The organism is Eubacteriales bacterium mix99 (assembly GCA_038396605.1).
GTDB lineage: Bacteria > Bacillota > Clostridia > Caldicoprobacterales > DTU083 > UBA4874.
Window position 1 is genome coordinate 2,386,828 of sequence record CP121690.1, and the last position, 20,757, is coordinate 2,407,584.

The 20,757-nt window shown below is 50.7% G+C and carries 16 protein-coding genes; 15 read left to right on the top strand and 1 reads right to left on the bottom strand.

Features of this window, described 5'->3' with window-relative positions:
- Window positions 1-12 precede the first annotated feature (12 nt).
- From QBE55_10500 to ligA, 9 genes are all read left to right on the top strand, one after another.
- The gene (locus tag QBE55_10500) at window positions 13-1,752 is read left to right on the top strand and encodes an NADH-dependent [FeFe] hydrogenase, group A6 (GenBank protein ID WZL77959.1); all 1,740 of its coding nucleotides are present in this window, start codon (window positions 13-15) and stop codon (window positions 1,750-1,752) included.
- A gap of 194 nt (window positions 1,753-1,946) precedes the next feature.
- Window positions 1,947-3,101, top strand: coding sequence for a 4Fe-4S double cluster binding domain-containing protein (locus QBE55_10505; protein WZL77960.1), 1,155 nt, complete (start codon window positions 1,947-1,949; stop codon window positions 3,099-3,101).
- A gap of 62 nt (window positions 3,102-3,163) precedes the next feature.
- A complete protein-coding gene (locus tag QBE55_10510) occupies window positions 3,164-5,110 on the top strand; it encodes a DNA topoisomerase subunit B (protein WZL77961.1) in 1,947 nt (648 codons plus the stop codon).
- 3 nt (window positions 5,111-5,113) lie between these two features.
- Window positions 5,114-7,573 carry a DNA gyrase subunit A gene (gyrA, locus tag QBE55_10515; GenBank protein WZL77962.1) on the top strand — a complete coding sequence of 820 codons (2,460 nt, stop codon included), beginning with the start codon at window positions 5,114-5,116 and terminating at the stop codon, window positions 7,571-7,573.
- A 144-nt stretch (window positions 7,574-7,717) separates the two neighbouring features.
- Window positions 7,718-8,506 (top strand): polysaccharide deacetylase family protein, encoded by a 789-nt coding sequence (locus tag QBE55_10520; GenBank protein WZL77963.1) that lies wholly within the window; start codon window positions 7,718-7,720, stop codon window positions 8,504-8,506.
- A 79-nt stretch (window positions 8,507-8,585) separates the two neighbouring features.
- Window positions 8,586-9,263 (top strand): single-stranded DNA-binding protein, encoded by a 678-nt coding sequence (locus QBE55_10525; protein ID WZL77964.1) that lies wholly within the window; start codon window positions 8,586-8,588, stop codon window positions 9,261-9,263.
- A gap of 149 nt (window positions 9,264-9,412) precedes the next feature.
- Window positions 9,413-9,706 (top strand): YerC/YecD family TrpR-related protein, encoded by a 294-nt coding sequence (locus tag QBE55_10530; protein ID WZL77965.1) that lies wholly within the window; start codon window positions 9,413-9,415, stop codon window positions 9,704-9,706.
- 127 nt (window positions 9,707-9,833) lie between these two features.
- Complete coding sequence (locus QBE55_10535; protein ID WZL77966.1) at window positions 9,834-12,311, top strand: 3'-5' exonuclease; 2,478 nt, start codon at window positions 9,834-9,836, stop codon at window positions 12,309-12,311.
- A 40-nt stretch (window positions 12,312-12,351) separates the two neighbouring features.
- Window positions 12,352-14,373 (top strand): NAD-dependent DNA ligase LigA, encoded by a 2,022-nt coding sequence (gene ligA, locus QBE55_10540; protein ID WZL77967.1) that lies wholly within the window; start codon window positions 12,352-12,354, stop codon window positions 14,371-14,373.
- A 27-nt stretch (window positions 14,374-14,400) separates the two neighbouring features.
- Here the strand turns inward: ligA and QBE55_10545 are convergent, their stop codons facing one another.
- Entirely contained in the window at window positions 14,401-15,711 is a 1,311-nt protein-coding gene (locus QBE55_10545; GenBank protein WZL77968.1) for a hypothetical protein, read from the bottom strand.
- Between the two features lie 174 nt (window positions 15,712-15,885).
- On the opposite strand from QBE55_10545, the gene QBE55_10550 reads away from it, so the two are divergent.
- The 6 genes from QBE55_10550 to def all read left to right on the top strand — a co-directional run bounded on the left by QBE55_10550 (window position 15,886) and on the right by def (window position 20,757).
- Window positions 15,886-16,764 carry a YicC family protein gene (locus tag QBE55_10550; protein WZL77969.1) on the top strand — a complete coding sequence of 293 codons (879 nt, stop codon included), beginning with the start codon at window positions 15,886-15,888 and terminating at the stop codon, window positions 16,762-16,764.
- 24 nt (window positions 16,765-16,788) lie between these two features.
- Window positions 16,789-17,061 carry a DUF370 domain-containing protein gene (locus QBE55_10555; GenBank protein WZL77970.1) on the top strand — a complete coding sequence of 91 codons (273 nt, stop codon included), beginning with the start codon at window positions 16,789-16,791 and terminating at the stop codon, window positions 17,059-17,061.
- Window positions 17,062-17,095: 34 nt separating this feature from the next.
- Window positions 17,096-17,707, top strand: a complete 612-nt coding sequence (gene gmk, locus QBE55_10560) for a guanylate kinase (GenBank protein ID WZL77971.1) — start codon at window positions 17,096-17,098, stop codon at window positions 17,705-17,707.
- A gap of 1 nt (window position 17,708) precedes the next feature.
- Window positions 17,709-17,924, top strand: coding sequence for a DNA-directed RNA polymerase subunit omega (rpoZ, locus tag QBE55_10565; protein WZL77972.1), 216 nt, complete (start codon window positions 17,709-17,711; stop codon window positions 17,922-17,924).
- A 108-nt stretch (window positions 17,925-18,032) separates the two neighbouring features.
- Window positions 18,033-20,282, top strand: coding sequence for a primosomal protein N' (priA, locus tag QBE55_10570; GenBank protein WZL77973.1), 2,250 nt, complete (start codon window positions 18,033-18,035; stop codon window positions 20,280-20,282).
- Window positions 20,283-20,298: 16 nt separating this feature from the next.
- On the top strand, window positions 20,299-20,757 hold the full coding sequence (gene def / locus QBE55_10575; GenBank protein ID WZL77974.1) for a peptide deformylase: 459 nt from the start codon (window positions 20,299-20,301) through the stop codon (window positions 20,755-20,757).

Below are 20,757 nucleotides of genomic sequence, written 5' to 3' on the forward strand. Positions count from 1 at the left end.
GGAGTGACAACGATGGAAATGGTAAAGGTAACCATAGACGGTATTAAAGTGGAAGTGCCACAGGGAAGTACGGTTCTGGAGGCAGCAAGGGCTGCCGGCATTCACATACCGACATTATGCTATCTGAAGGGAGTCAATGAAATCGGGGCCTGCCGGATGTGTCTGGTAGAGGTAAAGGGGGCCAGATCCTTGCAGGCGTCCTGTGTTTATTCGGTTGCGGACGGTATGGAGATTCGGACAAATTCCCTGGCAGTCCGGGATGCCAGAAGAACAAATCTTGAGTTGATTTTGTCCGATCATGACCGCAGCTGCCTTACTTGCGTGCGAGGTGGAAATTGTGAGCTGCAGGCTCTTTCCAGGCAGCTGGGAGTAGACGACATCCGTTTCAGGGGGGAGCGGGTCCATTTTGCAGTTGATGATGCCTCTCCTGCGATAGTACGGGATTCCAACAAGTGCATTCTGTGCCGACGCTGCATTTCCACCTGCAGAAATGTTCAGGGGATCGGTGCCATTGGAATGGCGGAGAGAGGCTTTCATTCCGTTGTCGAACCGATATTTGGCAAAAGCCTGTCCGAGGTAAACTGCATTTATTGCGGGCAATGTATTGAGGCTTGCCCGACAGGCGCATTGCGAGAGAGAAATGACACCGGCAGGGTATGGGATGCCATCGAAAATCCTGATCTTCATGTTGTGGTTCAGACGGCTCCTGCGGTACGGGTCGCATTGGGAGAGGAATTCGGTATGCCCGTGGGAACCCGTGTTAGCGGAAAGATGGTTGCAGCATTGCGACGACTCGGCTTTGACCGTGTCTTTGATACGGACTTCGGGGCGGATCTTACTGTCATGGAGGAGGGAACTGAGCTGCTGAACCGCCTGAAACATGCCGGGAAACTGCCTATGATCACCTCCTGCAGCCCGGGCTGGGTTAAATATTGCGAACACAATTATCCGGAATTCCTGGACAATCTGTCTACCTGCAAATCTCCCCACGAGATGCTGGGTGCCGTGATCAAATCCTATTATGCCGAAAAAGAGGGGATCGATCCTTCCAGGATTTTTGTGGTATCCGTTATGCCCTGTACCTCAAAGAAGTTTGAGGCGGTCCGGCCGGAACTGAAAGCGACGGGATATCCGGATGTGGATGTGGTATTGACTACGCGGGAGCTGGCAGGAATGATCAAACAGGCCGGGATAGAGTTTACCGGGTTACCGGATGAGTCTTTTGATCCGATACTGGGAGACTCCACCGGTGCCGGCGTTATCTTCGGAACCACCGGCGGTGTAATGGAAGCGGCCCTGCGTACCTTGTCCGAGGTCGTAACCGGAAGGCCCCTGGAAGAGCCGGAATTTCAGGAAGTCCGGGGCCTGGACGGTGTGAAGGAGATGGAAGTTTCTCTGGGGGGTCAGACGATCCGTGCAGCCGTTGCTCATGGTACCGCCAATGCCAGGAGACTCCTGGATCAAATAAAATCCGGGGAAAAGGAATACCACTTTGTTGAAATTATGGGATGCCCGGGAGGATGCGTGAACGGAGGCGGTCAGCCTATTGTGCATGCACAGCGTCGCATGGATGAGAATGTTGCGGGGATACGCGCTTCTGCCCTTTATGAGGAGGACAGGAATCTTCCCATTCGAAAATCCCATGAAAATCCGTCCATCCGGAGAATTTACAGGGAGTATCTGAGTGAGCCAAACAGCCCGAAAGCTCACGAGCTTCTGCACACACATTATACCGTACGAAGCAGATACTGATGAAACGTGTCCACCCGAGCCATGAAGCCTGTTCCAGATTGCCAGGTGCAGGAACCAGGACAGACAAACAGGATGGAAACAAACCAGTCGCGAGCCGGCTGGCTTTTTTTATTGCCGGTACTTTGGAAAAACGGGATTTTCGTGTATAATCATTCTGATAAGGTTCTGCAGTAATCTCCGGGGAGGGAAAGAAATTGGATCAGACAGACAGAAAGGAAATCATCCGGAAGAGGGCGGAGGAACTGGGACTGGATCCCATTGCGTTTTTGCCGGTCCGGTCTTTCCCGCTTTGGAAAAAGGGAATTCAGATACGCAAATTTTTTGATCCGGACACAGCCGGTTACTGGGAGAAAAGAGGACTTACCCAGGACGCCCGGACGGTACTGCCGGATGCGGGGACGATTATTGCGGCTGCCTGTCCCTATGCTGTGTATCAATATCCTTTTTCCCCGGGCAAAGGGTATTACAGCGCACACTATGCCGCCTATCCGAAAGCAAGAGAAGCCATGAAGGACCTGGGAGCCGTTCTTCAGAAAGACGGATATCAGGTAAAAGTCGATCCTCCTCTGCCGATGAAGGAAATTGCCTATCGCGGAGGTCTTGGAAAATATGGCAGAAACGGACTGATCCACAATCATCAGTCCGGGTCTCTTATGACCCTGCATGTCCTTCTTACGGATGCAGTCCTTCCTGCCGATAATATTGACCCGGGGGAGCTGTGTGATTGCGGGGATTGCCGGCTGTGCATCCGGGCCTGCCCCATGAATGCCATAGCGGAAAACGGTGTAGTGCAGATCCGGCGCTGTCTGCGCTCCTACATGATGTCTCCGGGAATCGTGCCTGTCGGGGTACGGGAAAAGCTCGGGGACCGCATGCTGGGCTGCGAGGATTGTCAGATTGCCTGTCCCAGGAACCGGGAAGGGTACCGTAATGCTGTGGAAGCAGAATCCGGGCAGGAAATCTTTCCAATCCGAAAGCTGCTTTCCGATTATGCTGCCGGTCTGAAGAAATATATGGTGCCGGTTGCGGATACCATAGGGAAAAATTATGCCAGGCCACGTAGAATTCTGTCCATGGCCGTAATTGCCGCAGGAAATTCCGGGGATCTGTCTTATCTTCCCTTGCTGGCTCATACACTTCGCCATCCTCATCCCCCCATCCGTGCCCACAGCGCGTGGGCTATCGGAAAACTGGGCGGAGTGCCGGCTGAAGGTATCCTGAAGGCTGCCGGGGAGGAGGAAAACAACCCGGAAGTACAGGAGGAGATTCGTCTGGCGGAAGATCGGATCCGGCAGGCTTTTCTTTCCAAAAGCGGTTCCCGGATGATTTTACACCGGGATAATCCGTGATATAATGGGAAAAGAGCATACAACAGGAACGTTTGTTCTTTATGGGGAGGACGAAAGGAACTATGACCAAAAGCTACGGAGCAAATGATATACAGGTATTGGAGGGATTGGATGCAGTCAGGCTGCGGCCTGGAATGTATATTGGCACAACCGGTGCCAGGGGCCTTCACCATCTATTATGGGAGATTGTCGATAACGCCGTGGATGAAGCAGCGAACGGCTTTGCAACCACCGTGGAGGTGATATTGCACGACGATTGCAGCGTTACAGTCCGGGATGACGGCAGGGGGATCCCCATCGGGATGCATGACACCTTGAAAATACCAGGTGTCCAGGTGGTATTTACGCAACTTCATGCCGGAGGCAAGTTCAATACAAATAATTACAATTATTCCGGAGGGCTCCACGGTGTGGGAGCTTCTGTAGTCAATGCACTTTCCAGATGGCTGGAAGTGGAAGTGGCCATTGATGGACAATTATATCGGCAGAAATATGAAAGTTATGAGGAAAACGGTAAGATGCAGGTGGGCAAACCGGTTACGCATCTGGAACATGTGGGGGAAACGGAAAAGAAAGGGACAAAGATCCGATTTTTGCCGGATGACCGGGTTTTTCCGGATATTCACATGAATGCAGATGTGATCGCCAAGAGATTAAAGGAACTGGCCTTTCTGAATAAAGGGATTCAATTGATTCTCATAGATGAAAGGAAAGCAAAGGGGAAAAAGGATGTTTTTCATTATTCCGGCGGCCTGAAGGACTTTGTGGAATATTTGAATGAGGACAAATCCGTGATCCATCCGGAAGTGATTTATTTTGAAGGGGAAAAGGAAGGCATCCATGCTCAGGTAGCCATTCAATATACCGATTCGTATACGGAAAGTATTTTTTCCTATGTCAACAATATTCCGACCAGTGAAGGCGGGGCCCACGAAACGGGCTTCAAGACAGCAGTTACGAAGATGTTGAACGATTTTGTACGAACGCAGAACCTGTACAAGGGAAAAAATGGGGGGCTGAGCGGGGAAGACTTTCGGGAAGGTATGACCGCCGTGCTCTCGATTAAGATGCATAATGTCCAGTTTGAAGGTCAGACAAAGACCAAGCTGGGCAATCCGGAGGCCCGTATCGGCATGGAAGCCATCGTATCGGAACAGCTGGGCCTTTATCTGGAGGATATTGATCATCAGGAGACCCTGAAGCTTATACTGGAAAAGGCAATCCGCGCAGCAAAGGTGCGGGAGGCAGCCAGAAAGGCAAAGGATATCACGCGGAAGAAAAACAGTCTGGAGGCTGCGCCGCTGGTGGGGAAGCTGGCCAGCTGTACGGGCAGGGATACCAAACAGAATGAGCTGTTTATTGTCGAAGGGGATTCTGCAGGAGGCTCTGCCAAGCAGGGAAGGGACAGACGGTTTCAGGCAATCCTTCCGCTTCGGGGGAAACCGCTGAATGTGGAAAAAAAGCGTCTGGATCAGGTATTGGCCAATGAAGAATTCCGCACGATTATTTCCGCATTGGGTACCGGTATTGAAGAAGAATTCAAGTTAAGCAACCTGAAATATCACAAGGTCATTATCCTGGCCGATGCGGATCAGGACGGAGCCCATATCCGGGCGATATTGCTCACGTTCTTCTTTCGCTATATGAAGGAACTGATTACCAAAGGGCATGTCTACATCGGACTGGCACCCCTTTACCGGATCGCCGGGAAAAGCCGTGTGGAATATGCGTACGATGATAACGAACTGAGGGAAAAGGTGCAGAAGATAGGAAAAGGGTATACTGTTCAGCGATATAAGGGGCTGGGAGAGATGAACCCGGAACAGCTCTGGGAAACCACCATGAATCCCGCCAATCGTGCCATTGTGAAGGTGGGGATTGAGGATGCGGCAGAGGCGGAGAAACGGATCACCATCCTTATGGGAGACAAGGTCGAATCCCGGCGCAAATACATAACCGCTTATGCGAACTTCAACAAAAAAGACATTATTCAGGAAATGGGGGTCTAAATCATGGCAGGAAAGAAGAAAAAGGAATCGTTTGTACAGGACCCCAGTAAGGTTTTTCGGAAACCTCTGGAGGATGTCATGCACGAATCCATGATGCCTTATGCGGAATATGTCATTATGGAGCGGGCGCTGCCCAGGGTGGAGGACGGGCTGAAACCGGTTCAGCGGCGGATACTTTACACGATGAATGAACTTGGACTGACACCGGACAAGCCCTATAAGAAATCTGCCAGAATTGTCGGGGACTGTCTGGGAAAATATCATCCCCATGGAGATACTTCCGTATACGACGCCATGGTCCGCATGGCCCAGAACTTCAATATGCGGGATCCCCTGGTGGACGGTCATGGGAACTTTGGCTCCATGGACGGGGATTCCGCTGCTGCAATGCGTTACACGGAAGCCAGGATGACGCCGCTTGCCCTTGAACTGCTTCGGGATATTGAAAAAGAGACCGTACCGTTTGACCTGAACTTTGATGATACCCTGAAGGAACCGGCTGTCCTGCCGGGGCGCTATCCCAATCTGCTGGTGAACGGCTCTTCTGGTATTGCCGTGGGCCTGGCTACCAATATACCGCCTCACAATCTCGGAGAGGTCATCGACGGTGTCATTGCCGTTATGGATGATCCGGAGATTTCCATGGATCAGCTGCTTCAAAAGATCACCGGGCCGGATTTCCCCACCGGGGGTTACATTATTGGCAGGGATGGTATCCGAAAAGCCTATGAAACGGGAAAAGGGAAAATCGTTCTGCGTGCAAAGGTGGATATCCGAAAGCTCCCGGGTGGGAAAAAGCAACTGGTCATTACTGAAATCCCCTATCAGATCAACAAAGCTGCCCTGCTGGAGAAAATACTGCATCTCAGTGAAAAGAGAAAAGGCGTCCTGACCGGTATTTCAGATATCCGGGACGAGTCGGACCGTACCGGGATCCGGGCTGTCATTGAGATCAAAAAGGATGCGGATGCGCAGAAAGTACTGAATTATTTGTACAAATATTCCGATCTTCAGACGACTTTTGGTGTGAACATGGTAGCGATTGCAGATGGAAAACCGAGGCAGCTGGATCTGAAATCCATGGTCCAATACTATATCCGGCATCAGGAAACGGTTGTCACCCGGAGGACCCAGTATGATCTGGACAAGGCCAAAGCCCGGGCACATATCCTGGAGGGTCTGATTATCGCCGTTGACAATATTGATCAGGTGATTTCCATCATTCGCTCCTCCAAAAATCCGAAGGAAGCACGCAAAAGGCTGCAGAAGGAATTTACCCTGACGGAGGTGCAGGCGCAGGCCATTCTGGACATGCGGCTTCAGAGGCTGACAAATATGGAAATTCTGAGTTTGGAGAAGGAATATGCCAGGATCCGGAAATGGATGGATCGCCTGATGACGATTCTATCTTCCAAAACTCAGCTGCGCAAGGTGATTCAGAAGGAATTGCAGGAGATCCGTGAAAAATATGCGGACAAAAGAAGAACGGAGATCGTGGAAGATGCCGGCAAAGCGGAAATCAAGACGGAAGACCTGATTTACATTGAAGATATCATCATAGCGCTGACCCGAAATCAGGAAATCAAAAGCATTCCGGCGAAATCATTCCGGCATTCCAATCATGATACGGGAGAGGGGAAGCCCGGGGAGACAAACTATATTGAATTTCTGGTGAACTCCGCCACCCATCACCGGATCCTTTTCTTTACTGATATGGGAAATTGTTACGGAATTCTCGGCAAGGATATTCCGCAGGGAAAATGGAAGGAGAAAGGGGTTCCGTTGGCCCGGCTGTTCCGCGGGCTGGACAGCAGGGAGAAAGTGGTCGGGGTGATACCGGTTTCCGAATTTCAGGACTCCCGGTATGTCCAATTCTACACGGAAGGCGGTCTGGTGAAACGAACCGCATTGGCCGAATACGATTCCCGGAAGGCAAAGCTGAAAGCCTGCGGCCTGAGGAAAGGGGACCGGGTTCTTTCAGCGGAATACAGCGACGGAAGTCCGGATGTCATGATTGTCACGTCCAATGGTATGAGCCTCCGTTTCCGCGGCAGTGAGATAAAGCCCATGGGCAGGACGGCAACAGGGGTTAAGGCAATCCAGCTGAAGAAAAACGACCGGGTCGTTTTTGCACAGCAGGTGGAAAAAGACGGAGAGCTGATTGTTTTGACGGACAGAGGATTTGCAAAACGTTCGCCGATTGCGGATTATGAACGACAGGGCCGTGGAGGGATTGGTTTTCGGACCATTACGTTTGCCCGGAACCGGTCCAACGGCCGGGAGATTATCCGGGCTTTTTACCGGAAGGAGCCCTATGATGTGATCCTGATTCAAAAGGACGGGACAACAACAAAGCTCGACCCGGATCGGCTTTTCATGGAAACACGGGCCGCCAGGGGCCAATCCGTGGCGATGGTATTGATGGATAATGAGATTCAGTTTGCATACCGCAACTATGAATAATAGCTGCCTGTGCTGCCCCATTCCGGTCTGTCCTTTTCTGCCGGAAAGGACAGCCTTTTTTTATATGTCCTGCAGGACGCTGCTGTAAAATAAGTCATAAGCCGGATTGCCCTGTAATAGATTACTAGTAGCGAGGTGTTGTACATGCAAGTTATTTATCTGTCCAGGGCAAAGGGCACCAGGCTGCTGTTGGTGATCTGTCTGGTCATGTTGTCCCTCCTATTTCTTGATAACAGCTATGGGAAGGAGGTACGAAAGACGGCAGCGGTTTTTTTGAATCCAAGGAAGGAGCTTCCCATTTATTCGGTGGAAACGAAGGAGAAGAAGATAGCGATTTCCTTCGATGCGGCCTGGGGAGCCGAATATACCTCAAAAATCATGGATATTCTTGAGGAAAGAGATATTCGAACCACCTTTTTTTTGGTCGGGATCTGGGTGGATAAGTATCCCGAACGGGTAAAGGAGATCGCAGAAAGAGGGCATGAGATCGGCAATCATTCCACAACTCATCCGGAAATGTCAAAGCTGAGCAAGGAACAGATGACTTCCGAGATTACGACCACACAGAAAAAGATCGGCAAATTGGCCGGCAGCCATGCAGTTCATCTGATTCGCCCGCCTTACGGGGACTACAATGACCTGCTGATACAAACCTGCCGCGAGCTGGGCTTCTATCCCATACAATGGGACGTGGATTCCCTGGACTGGAAGGAGGAAGGGGTTCAGCCAGTGGTGGACCGGGTGATGCATAAAGTGAGGAACGGATCCATTATATTGTTTCACAATAACGGGAAATATACGACGGAAGCCCTGCCGCAGATTCTGGATCAACTTTTGAAGGAAGGATACACGATTATCCCGGTCTCCGAATTGATTTATAAGGATCATTACCGCATGGATCATACAGGAAGACAGATAAAGACAGAAGATTGATCCCGAACGGCAGAACAGTTCTTTGCAAAACAGATCGTGCTTGTCAACACCGGAGAAGCAGAAGGGAGAGGGACGTGGAATGACGGAATATACCACGGATAATAATTGGGTTACTCTGGCAGGGAAAGTAAGTACAGCCCTCAGTTTCAGCCATGAGATGTACGGAGAAGGGTTTTACAGTTTTATTCTTGCCGTCCCAAGGCTCAGTAATTATGTGGATCAGCTGCCGGTTACCATTTCCGAACGTCTGATTGGAGGGGTTGATCTGAATGTCGGTGCGGAAGTTTTGATTGAGGGACAGTTCCGGTCCTATAATAAGTTTGCCGATGGTGCAAACCGGTTGGTGCTGACGGTTTTTGCACGGGAAATATCCAACCGGACGGAGGAAGTCCATAATCCCAATCAGATATTCCTGAACGGGTTTCTCTGCAAACCGCCGGTTTATCGAACGACACCGTTCAAACGGGAAATAGCCGATTTATTGGTGGCAGTCAATCGCGCCTATAATAAATCGGATTATATACCGACCATCGCATGGGGAAGAAATGCCAGGTTCTGCCAGGATCTTGATGTGGGGGATCACCTGAAAATCTGGGGCAGAATCCAGAGCAGGGATTATCAGAAGAAGCACCCCACAGGTGAGGTGGAGGAAAGAGTGGCTTATGAGGTGTCGGTATCCAAGATGGAAGTTGCCGGAGAGGAAGAAGAAAGCGGAGAGGATCCACAGCAAAGCGAACCGGATCAAACGGAGCAATAGAGGAAATTAAAAAAGTGCTGTACCAGCACTTTTTTGATTGGAACGCAGCTATTCATTTTATTGTTCTGCTGTGTTAAAATAGAGAAGCAGGCAAACAAATATCGGAATCTCCGACGGAAAGGAGAAATCAGCATTACGGGAGGATCAGAATGAAATACGAATCCAAATTACAGAGTGTACAGATGGATACTTTATTTGATGCGATTTTATGTTTGAAGAATCGGGAGGAGTGTTATCGCTTTTTTGAGGATCTTTGTACGGTCAATGAGATTCAGTCCCTGGCGCAGAGGCTGGAGGTTGCCAGGATGCTGAGGGAGGAATGCACATACCACGAAATTGCGGATCGGACAGGAGCCAGCACAGCCACCATCAGCAGGGTGAACCGATCCCTGACATACGGAGCGGACGGGTACAGCCTGATTCTGGACCGGCTTGGCAAGTAAAAGCATTCCAAAGCAGCTTTGACGTTGAGAACAGCAGAAAGACGTCTTTTTTGTTACTTTTCCTTATTTTTAAGACGGCTGCAAACATGATATAATGGAAGAAATATCAGCATAGGTGTGTGATGGAATGGAAACAACAGATACCGTCCGTAAATATTGCAGCCTGAGGGACCGTATTTTTGAAAGATTATATGATCATCTGAACGATATGCAGCGGCAGGCCGTATTGACAACGGAAGGGCCTCTTTTGGTCCTGGCCGGTGCCGGATCCGGCAAAACGACTGTTCTGACCAACAGGGTTGCCCATATCGTGCGATTCGGGGATGCTTATCAGGGCAAGGCAGTCCCCGGGAATCTCACCGACAGGGATATTGTGGTACTGGAAAATTGTCTGAAGGATCTTTGTGCTGGGAAAAAGCAAATCCCGGAGGAAGCAGAAAATCTTCTTGGTTTTTGCGGGGTTTATCCGTCCGCTATTCTGGCACTTACCTTTACCAATAAAGCTGCCAGGGAAATGAAGACACGGATTACCCGTTTGGTGGGAGAGGATGCTTCCGCGATCTGGATCAGTACGTTTCACTCCGCCTGTGTGCGTATTTTGCGCAGGGACATTGATAAACTCGGCTATACCCGCAGCTTTGTCATTTACGACGATACGGATCAGCTTACCGTCATCAGGGATTGTCTCAGGGAACGGAATATCAATGAAAAGTACTTTCCGCCAAAAGAGGTCCGGGCTGCCATAGGAAGCCTGAAGGATGATCTGAAAAGTCCGGAGGATTATGCAAAGGAGGTAACAGGCCAGTACCGGGAGGAGAAGCTTGCCGGCATTTATTCTGCGTACGAAGTGAGCCTGAAGAAGAACAACGCTCTGGATTTTGATGATTTGCTGAACAAAACCCTGGAGCTGTTTTACCTTCATCCGGATGTACTGGATTATTATAGGAATAAATTTCATTATATACTGGTAGATGAATATCAGGATACCAATTTTGCCCAGTATATGCTGGTTAAGCTGCTGTCTGATACCTGTCAGAATATCTGTGTGGTAGGAGATGATGATCAATCCATCTATCGCTGGAGAGGTGCGGATATCCGCAATATCCTGGAGTTTGAAAAGGATTTTCCACATGCCCGGGTTGTCAAGCTGGAGGAAAATTATCGTTCCTGCCAGAGGATTCTGGATGCGGCCAACCACGTGATCCGCAATAACAGCCACCGCAAGGAGAAAAGCCTCTGGACCCGGAGGGGAGAGGGAGAGCCCATCCGGATCTGCAAAACATTCAATGAGCAGCAGGAAGCAGAGTTTGTCTGTGATGAGATTAAAAAGCATATCAGCACAGGCGGGAGGGCCGGGGACATTGCCATCCTTTACCGGATGAATGCGCAGTCCCGTATTCTGGAAGAAGCTTTCATGAAATATGCGGTTCCCTATAACATTTATGGCGGTCTTCGATTCTATGACCGGAAGGAGATCAAGGATCTCATTGCCTATCTGCGTTTATTGGACAACCCTTCCGATGATGTCAGCCTTCAACGGATTATCAATGTACCGAAGCGGGGAATAGGAAGCGTGACCTTATCTGCCTTGCAGGAGGCGGCTGCCCAAAGAGACAGCAGTATGCTCGATATCATATCGGACCTGGAGGACTATGGCGTTCTTTCCGGCAGAACGGCAGGCAGGGTAAAGGAGTTCGGAGAGTTGATTTCTGATCTGAAAGCGGAAAAGGGATCCCGGACCCTGACGGATTTTATCAGCGATCTGCTGCAGAAAACCGGTTATCTGAATGCCCTGGAGAAAGAGAATTCCATTGATTCCGAGGGCAGGTTGGAAAATATTCAGGAATTTGTATCAGCTGCCAGGGAATTTGAGAATAATAATCCGGAAGGCAGTCTGACGGATTTCCTGGAAAACATTGCACTGGTATCCGACATCGACCGAATGGAAGAAGACCCGGGGGAGGGAAAGTCCTCCGTTTCCATGATGACCCTTCACAGTGCCAAAGGGCTGGAGTTTCCCATTGTATTTCTGGTAGGCCTGGAGGAAGGTCTGTTTCCCCATTCCCGATCCATGGATTCGGAAGAGGAATTGGAGGAGGAAAGGCGACTTTGCTATGTCGGCATCACCCGGGCGAAAGACCGGCTGTATCTTACCCATACGGCCCAAAGGACCTTGTATGGGACCCCCAATCTGAACATGCCTTCCCGATTTTTAAAGGAGATTCCGGAGGAGCTGACGGAGAAGGTTGGTATGGAAGCCGGGGAATCCGTCTATGGCAGAATGGCAGCCGGAGTGCCTTTTCACAGCCCTCGGGTCCGGCGTCCTGCGGGATCTGGATCTGTGGAAGGGACTGGTCTGCCGGGGAGCAGCCCGTCTTCCTCCGCAAGACTGGATGGGACCCCGGCATCCTGTGGTGCTGCACCTTCCGGCAGGGGGAAAGCCGGCCGGTTCCAGCCGGGGGATAAGGTGTACCATACCAAGTTCGGCAACGGAACCGTTGTGACGGCGGAGGGGAAGGGAAGCAGTCTTACCATCAAGGTGGCTTTTATACAGGGCGGAATACGCAGCTTTGCTGCAGAGCTTGCCCCCTTGAAGAGAATTTAGACAAAAAGGATTCCATAATTATTTGAGAGGAGTCGACAGGATGGACGAAGACAGAATGGGGAGTCCTTCGGAGAGGATCCGGGACAGGATCCGGGATCTGCGCCGTCAGATTGGATACCATAACGATCGATATTATAATCAGGACGATCCGGTGATTTCAGATTATGAATACGATCAGCTTTCCCTGGAACTGAGAAGATTGGAGCGGGAGCATCCCGAATACGCAGATGCGAACTCTCCCACGCAAAAGGTGGGAGGGACCGCCAGGCGGGAATTAAAAAAGATAAAGCATGATGTGCCGGTGGTCAGCCTTCAGGATGTATTTTCGAAAGGGGAAATTGTCGGATTCGTGGAGCGGATGCAGACAGAGCTGAAGGAACCTGTCTTTGTGGTGGAGAGAAAAGTGGATGGCCTGTCTGTCGTTCTTCGTTATTATGATGGAATCCTGAAGGAGGGCATTACAAGGGGAGACGGATCGGTGGGCGAGTCCGTCTATCAAAATATTCTGGAGATTTCATCCATTCCAAAAACCATTCCCGCAAAGCTGCCTTATCTGGAAGTACGTGGTGAGATTTATATGTCCACGGAAGCGTTTGAAAAGGCCAATCAAAAGCAGGCGGAGATCGGGGGCCGCGTCTACCGGACGGCGAGAAACCTGGCTGCCGGGACCCTGCGGCAGCTGAATTCTGCCGTGGTAAGGGAAAGGGACCTGGATATCTATGTTTTTAATCTGGAGGTATCCCGGGGCAGGGATTTCCATTCCCACTCGGAGACCCTGAACTGGCTGTCCCGGCAGGGATTTCCGGTCAGCCCGGATTTTGCGGTCTGCAAAACGGCAGGGGAAGTGTGGGACAATATTCAAAAAATAGGGGAAACCAGATGGGACCTTTCCTTTGGCATTGATGGGGCAGTTGTCAAGGTGGACAGTCTGGAGGACCGGAAACGGTTGGGCATGACCAGCAAGGTACCCCGTTGGGCCATTGCCTTCAAATATCCGCCGGAGCAGAAGGAAACCACTGTGGAGGATATCCGGATCCAGGTGGGACGTACCGGGAGGCTGACTCCCCTGGCGGTGCTGAAGCCGATTCGGCTGGCAGGCACATTGGTTTCCAGGGCTTCTCTCCATAATCAGGACTATATGGACGCAAAGGATATTCGCATTGGCGATACGGTGATCGTTCAAAAAGCCGGTGACATTATTCCGGAGATTTTGCAGAGTCTTCCGGAAAAGCGTCCGGAAGGAACGAAGCGTTTTGTGATCCCGTCCACCTGTCCCATATGCGGTTCTCCGGCACTGCGGGATGAAAACGGTGCGGATATCCGTTGTACCGGAACCAATTGCTTTACCCAGGCAGTCCGCAGGATCATCTATTTTGCCTGCAAGGATGCCATGAATATCGATGGTTTTGGGCCCAGTACCGCAGAAGCCCTCATGACAGGAGGCTATATCAAGGATTTTGCGGACATCTATCATCTGAAGGATTTCCGTGAAGAATTGATTGAGAAAGGGCTCATTGGAAAGGAAAAGGGAACTGATAATCTTCTGAACGCCATTGATGCCTCCAGGGAGAACGATATTGACCGGCTGATCACCGGACTTGGCATCCGCAATGTAGGAAAACAATCCGCCAGGGTCCTTGCCATGCACTTTCCGGATATGGATGCCCTGGCCCATGCAACCTATGAGCAATTGATTGTGCTGCCGGATTTCGGGGATATTATGGTACAGGATATTCTGGATTATTTTGGCCGGGAAGATGCCCACGTGCTTCTGGAGCGGCTGAGGGAAGCCGGCGTAAACATGATATCCCGGATAGCGGAACGAACCGTGGACCGGCGTCTGGCCGGCAAGACCTTTGTTCTGACCGGTACTCTTCCGTCCATGACCCGGGAAGAGGCTTCCGAGCTGATTCAAAACTATGGGGGAAGAGTATCCGGAAGCGTTTCCAGAAAAACATCCTATATTCTTGCCGGGGAAGAAGCCGGCAGCAAGCTGACCAAAGCGCAGGAACTGGGAATCCCGGTTCTCACTGAGGAGGGCCTGATGAATCTGCTGAAGTAGAGAAGTTTCTTTGCAGGACGCGGCTTCTCAATCGGACCGAAGCAGTTCCATCAGCGACCGGAGCGCTTCCAGTGCCGGGGAATCCAGTTTCATGGAGAAAGCCGCTTTCTCCTGAGCGTTTGTTTCCGGGATGGAAAGCAGGGAATGGCAAAGAAAAAGGAGTTCCGCCTGGTTGATGATATTTTTGCGGCTCCAGTCCGGCACAGGACCCGGATATCGAAGCTGCAGCCTCTTTGGAAACAGGGTAAGGACAACGGGCTTTTCCTTCATGGAAACCCGCCCTTCCCGGGACAGATAAATCCATCGGAGAAGCTTTCGTATTTCCTTCTCATGGATCGGAGCATAGGATTGGATCATGTGGTCCAGAAAGGTATTCCTTATCCGGTCTATCGCTGCTTTTTGTTCCGTTTCCCCGGAATAGCGGGAGATCTCCTCCAGGCAGGACAGGACGGATCCGATCTCAAATGCGGTATAGCTGATGGCTTTCTTTTTGAAGGTAAACAGATTAAAAGCTTGCTGATAGGCAATGTTGTAAAGATTGCTGAACAGATGGAATATCTCTTCCAGCACGGTTTCCAGATTGACAAAGGGAAAGGAACGCAGCAGGGCATTCAATATGTAGAACTGCTGGCCCATGGGAGCGGAAGCGGATCCGTCCGGTCCGTAATGAAACAGTCCGGACCGGCTCCGGCGGCTCAGGATTTCCAGAGAGGTGGCAGTCAGGAAAGAGTCCCGCCCGTGCCCGCCATTTTGGGTGTCCCGGACAGAGGCCGCCAGGGCGGCATGGGCCAGATCCATGGTCCGGATGTTGGAAATGTCCGTATCCCCGGCTATTTTGTCATACAGGCGGCGGATTTCCGGATCAAAATCAGAGGCGCTTTTCTGTGCAGGGCTGGTTTGAAGAAAGGTGGATCCCCCTTCCAGGACAGTGGAGATTTCTTCAATGGAGCAGGGGGTTTCTGCGACATATTCCAGACAAAACTGCAGCTGCAGCCCGGCAATGGCGCTCCATTCCTGCCGGTAGGATGGCTTTGCCAAAAAGGATTGCTCTTCGGTGACAAATTTGGGTAAAATTTCAGACAGGCGGGATAATACCTGTATGGAGTATCCGGTTGCTTTCATACTGGGCCGGTCTGTATGGGGCAGCATCCCCAGTTTCCTTCCGGCCGCCTTTTCATACAGTGCGACAACCGGAGGACAAGGCAGTCCGCGGATCAGGGGATCCTCGGAAGTCTGCCATTTTACCATTGGCAGAGTTGCCTCCGACAGATAAAATATGGACAGGGATTGAACCAGGGTAAAATCCAATATGGGATTTCCGGTTATGGATTGTGACATGCCAAGCCCTCCAATGAAAAGATTCTACATACTATCCATATGCGGGAAGGCCGACGCGTAGAAACAATATCGCGGAACCGTTTCACGAATTTTCCGGTTACCACTTGCAAAGCCTGCCTGGACTGGGCTATAATACAAGGAAAGATGGTAAACAGGAAAGATGGGAGGCTGTTCATGGTTCTGAGCATGACGGGATTTGGACGGGGGGAAGCGGAAGATGCCCGCCGTAAAGTCCATGCGGAAATAAAAACCGTCAATCATCGTTATTTGGATATTCATATGCATATGCCACGGTGTATGTCCATGCTGGAAGAGGATGCCAAGAAACAGATCCAGCAGGTGGTTACCCGCGGGCGGGTGGATGTTACGGTGGAGTATGAAAACAAAGCACAGGATCTGATCGCTGTTTCCGTAAACGAACGTGTGGCAAATGCATATCGAAAGGCTTTTCAGGAGTTGGCTGAAAAGTTTGATATAGAGGATAAGCCGGATCTGGCGACTCTGTCCGGTATTGGGGATATCTTTACCGTAAACGAAGCTGAGGAGGATGAAGATGCTCTGCGGACCCTGTTGACTTCTGCACTGGAGCAGGCACTGCAGGCATTGACGAGGATGAGGAAAAAGGAAGGACAGTTTCTGATGGAGGATATCCGGGACCGTTCCGTTGTGATTCTGAAAATGGTGGATGCTATCGGGGAGCGTTCTCCCCTTGTAGTGGAGGAATATCGCAGAAAGCTGGAACAACGTCTGAAGGATTTGCTTTCGTCTTCCGATCTGGAGGAAACCCGTTTCAATACAGAGGTTGCCTATTTCGCAGATCGGTCCAGTATTACGGAGGAAATCATCCGGTTGCGAAGTCATATCGGGCAATTGCAGCAAATATTGAAAACAGGCGGCCCGATTGGAAGAAAGTTGGATTTTCTGATGCAGGAAATGAACCGGGAGGCGAATACCATCGGCTCCAAGGCGTCCGATCTTTTCATCACCAATCAGGTGGTTTCCCTGAAAAGTGAGATGGAGAAAATCCGTGAACAGGTTCAAAATCTTGAGTAATACAGAAAGCAGGTAATTTCAGATATGAGGATCAAGTTAATCAACATCGGGTTTGGAAATATAGTTTCCGTAAACCGAATGATTGCGATCGTGAGTCCGGAGTCCGCTCCCATTAAGCGGATTATCCAGGATGCCAGGGACCGGGGCATGCTGATCGATGCCACCTATGGACGCAGGACCAGGGCAGTGATCATTATGGACAGTGATCACATTATTCTCTCTGCGGTTCAACCGGAGACAGTGGCTCATCGGCTGAATTCCAGGGATACCGCCAATATGGATGGAGAAGAGGAGTAAGCCGGGAAATGAATCATCTTGAAAGGATGAAAGCATGAGGAAAAAGGGTTTGTTGATTGTGATATCCGGTCCATCCGGAGCGGGTAAGGGTACCATTTGTAAGGAATGGCTCCGCAGGCATCCGGAGACGGTTCTGTCTGTTTCGGTTACCACCAGGCCGCCCAGGCCTGGGGAGAAGGATGGAATCAATTATTTCTTCCGGACACCGGAAGAGTTTAAAAAAATGAAAGAGGAGAATGAGTTTCTCGAATACGCAGAGGTCTACGGACATCATTACGGTACGCCCAAAAAGTACGTACAGCAGCATTTGATGGCAGGACAGGATGTGATTCTTGAAATTGACATTCAGGGTGCCCTTCAGGTGAAGGATCGTTTTGAAAAGGGTGTGTTTCTCTTTATCGTGCCTCCGACCATGGACGAGCTGAAGGAGCGAATTACCAGGCGTGGAACCGAGGGCCGGGATGTTATACTGAAACGCTTTCATTGTGCCTTTGAAGAAATCAATTTTGTCAGGCGATATAATTATATTATCGTAAACGACACGGTGGAGGAAGCCGTTCAAAAGATAGAAGCCATCCTTCTGGCGGAAAAATGTCGTGTGGATCGGAATGAGGAATTGATATTGCAATTGCAGGGAGGAATATGAAATGATTTTACCGACTCAGAATTCTTTGCTGGAAAAGGTAGACAGTAAATATACGCTTGTCGTGGAAGTGGCAAAGCGGGCAAGGCAGCTGGTAGCAGGGGAAAAGCCGCTGATAGGGGAAGAAGAGGACAACGAAGCTGCGAACCCGGTTTCCATAGCGGTAAAGGAAGTGGATGCCGATCTGATTCATTATCAGCATGAAAAAAAGCAGGCATAGGAATTACCGCATTGTTTTAAAAAGGTACCTGGTACCTTTTTTTGTTTGCCGGAGAAAACCGCTTTCCCATTCTGCCGGGCAAGGAAACGGTGAAAGGAGTGCATGTCGTTGGAAAACAGAAAGTATGCCGGAGTGGTGATCGATCAGGCGCATCCTGCCCTGGATAAACTGTTTCATTACAGCATTCCGCCGACCCTTGCCAACAAAGTCGAAGTCGGCCTGAGGGTTCAGGTCTCTTTCGGCCGCAGTATCCTCCAGGGGTATATTTTGTCGCTGGACGAAAAAGCCGATATCCCGGAGGAAAAAATCAAGCCTCTGAAAAAGTTGATGGATCCCCATCCTGTTTTGGGAAAAAGCATGATACCCCTGATTTACTGGATGAAAGAGGAGTATCACTGTATGTTGATCGAAGCGATCCGCTGCTGCATCCCTCCCGGTATCCGGGGGAATGTAAAGGGGAAGACACAGCAGGTGGTTTATCTGACCGATACAGATTCCCTGAAGGAGTGGATTTCCTCCGTGGAGAACCGTTCCCCCAAAATGGCCGGTATTCTGCGGGCCCTGGAGCATAGAGACGGGATGCCGACAGGGGAGCTGCTGGAGTTGACCGGTGCATCCCGGTCCAGTATTCACTCCCTTCGGAAAAGGGGATATATCCGGATCCGGGAAGAAGAGACCTATCGGAATCCATGGCAGGCAGAGGAGATTTCCACCGTCCCGCCCATACTCAACGAAGAGCAGAAAAAAGCAATGCAGGCGATTTTGGTGCGCATTCGTGTCGGACACGGAACCTTGCTGTTGCATGGTGTAACAGGCAGCGGCAAGACCGAGGTCTATATGAAGGCAGCGGATCTTGTCCTGAAGCAGGGGAAACAGGTCATTGTTCTTGTACCGGAGATTTCCCTGACGCCCCAGACGGTGGGACGCTTCAAGGGGCGTTTTGGGGACAATGTCGCCGTTCTCCACAGCGGCCTGTCCCTTGGAGAGCGTTATGATGAATGGAGAAGAATCCGGAATAATGAGGTGCAGATTGTCGTTGGAGCCAGATCTGCCGTGTTTGCTCCCATGGAGCATCTTGGGATGATCATCATTGACGAAGCCCATGAAGACAGCTATAAGTCCGAAGTGAGGCCGCGATACCATGCGCGGGATGTTGCAGCCAGGCGCTGTGAGACGGAAGGCGCTGTCCTGGTTCTGGGAAGTGCCACGCCGGCACTGGAGGATTATACCAGGGCATTGCGCGGAGAATATCAACTAGTGGAAATGAACGAGCGGGTGGATCATCGGGTGCTCCCGCCGGTTGATATCATTGATATGCGCCGGGAACTGGAGCTGGGCAACCGCAGTATTTTCAGCCAGGAAATGTATCGTTCCCTTTGCGATACCCTTCGCCGCGGCGAACAGGCAATCCTTCTGATTAACCGGCGGGGGTATGCACAGTTTGTTTCCTGCAGAAGCTGCGGCGCTGTCATTAAATGCAGGAATTGCGATGTTTCCCTGACCTATCATGCAAAGGAGCGAATGCTGAAATGCCATTACTGCGGTCACCAGGAACCTTATCCGAGAAAATGTCCGGAATGCGGCAGCCGCTATATCAAGAACTTCGGTCTGGGGACGCAAAAGGTGGAGGCGGAGCTGGGAAAGCTTTTCCCATCCGCAGGTTTGCTTCGGATGGACATGGATACCACCAGCCGGAAAGGAGCTCATCACCGGATTCTGGATGCTTTCGGGAAAGGGGATTATGATATTCTGCTGGGAACCCAGATGGTTGCGAAAGGGCTGGATTTTCCCAATGTAACTCTGGTTGGGGTATTGGCAGCGGATGCTTCCCTGAACCTTCCCGATTACCGAAGCTGTGAAAAAACTTTTCAATTGATTACCCAGGTAGCCGGGCGGACAGGAAGGGGCAGAAAGCCGGGACATGTGGTGGTCCAGTCCTACCAACCGGAACATTATGCCATCGAATATGCTTCGCATCATGATTATGAGGGATTTTACCGGAAAGAGATTGACATCCGGCGACAATTTGATTATCCTCCTTTTTCCCATATTATTCGCGTTCTGATCACCGGGGAAAAAGAAAGGGAATTGGCACAATTCTCAAATAATATGGTAGAATGGATAAGGAAGCATATTGGCAGGGATATGCTTTTGAAGAGAGGGTTGCTGGATCTGGGTGCCTATCCCGCTCCGATTGAGAGAATCAACAATAAATACCGGTGGCAGGTTCTGGTTCGGATCCGGACGCAGCAGGAATTCCAGGATCGTTATCATATTCTGGCAGGGGGACTGTTGAAAACGTTCTATCCGACCCAATTCTCCATTACCCTGGATTTCAACCCCCTCAGCCTAATATAGAAAAGAGTGATATAGTATGGCCTTAAGGAAGATTCGGAATTACCGGAAAGATGATATTCTTCGAAAAAAGGCAAAAGAAGTGACAAAAGCCGATGACAGGGTGCGGTTACTGATCTCGGACATGATTGATACCATGTATCACGCGGATGGAGTTGGCCTGGCCGCCCCCCAGGTCGGAATATTGAAGCGGATTGTGGTGATTGACGTGGGAGATGGGGTTCATGCTTTGATTAATCCGGAGATTATCAGTCAGTCCGGGGAGGAAATTGATTATGAAGGCTGTCTGAGCCTCCCGGGCATCCGGGGGAAAGTCAAACGGCCTGCCCATGTTGTCGTAAGGGCTCTGGACCCGGACGGGAAGGAAACAGAGCTCAGGGCAGACGGACTGCTGGCCCGGGCCGTGTGCCATGAAACCGATCACCTGGATGGAATATTGTTCATTGATAAAGTCCTGCCGGAAACATTGGAGGGCTGA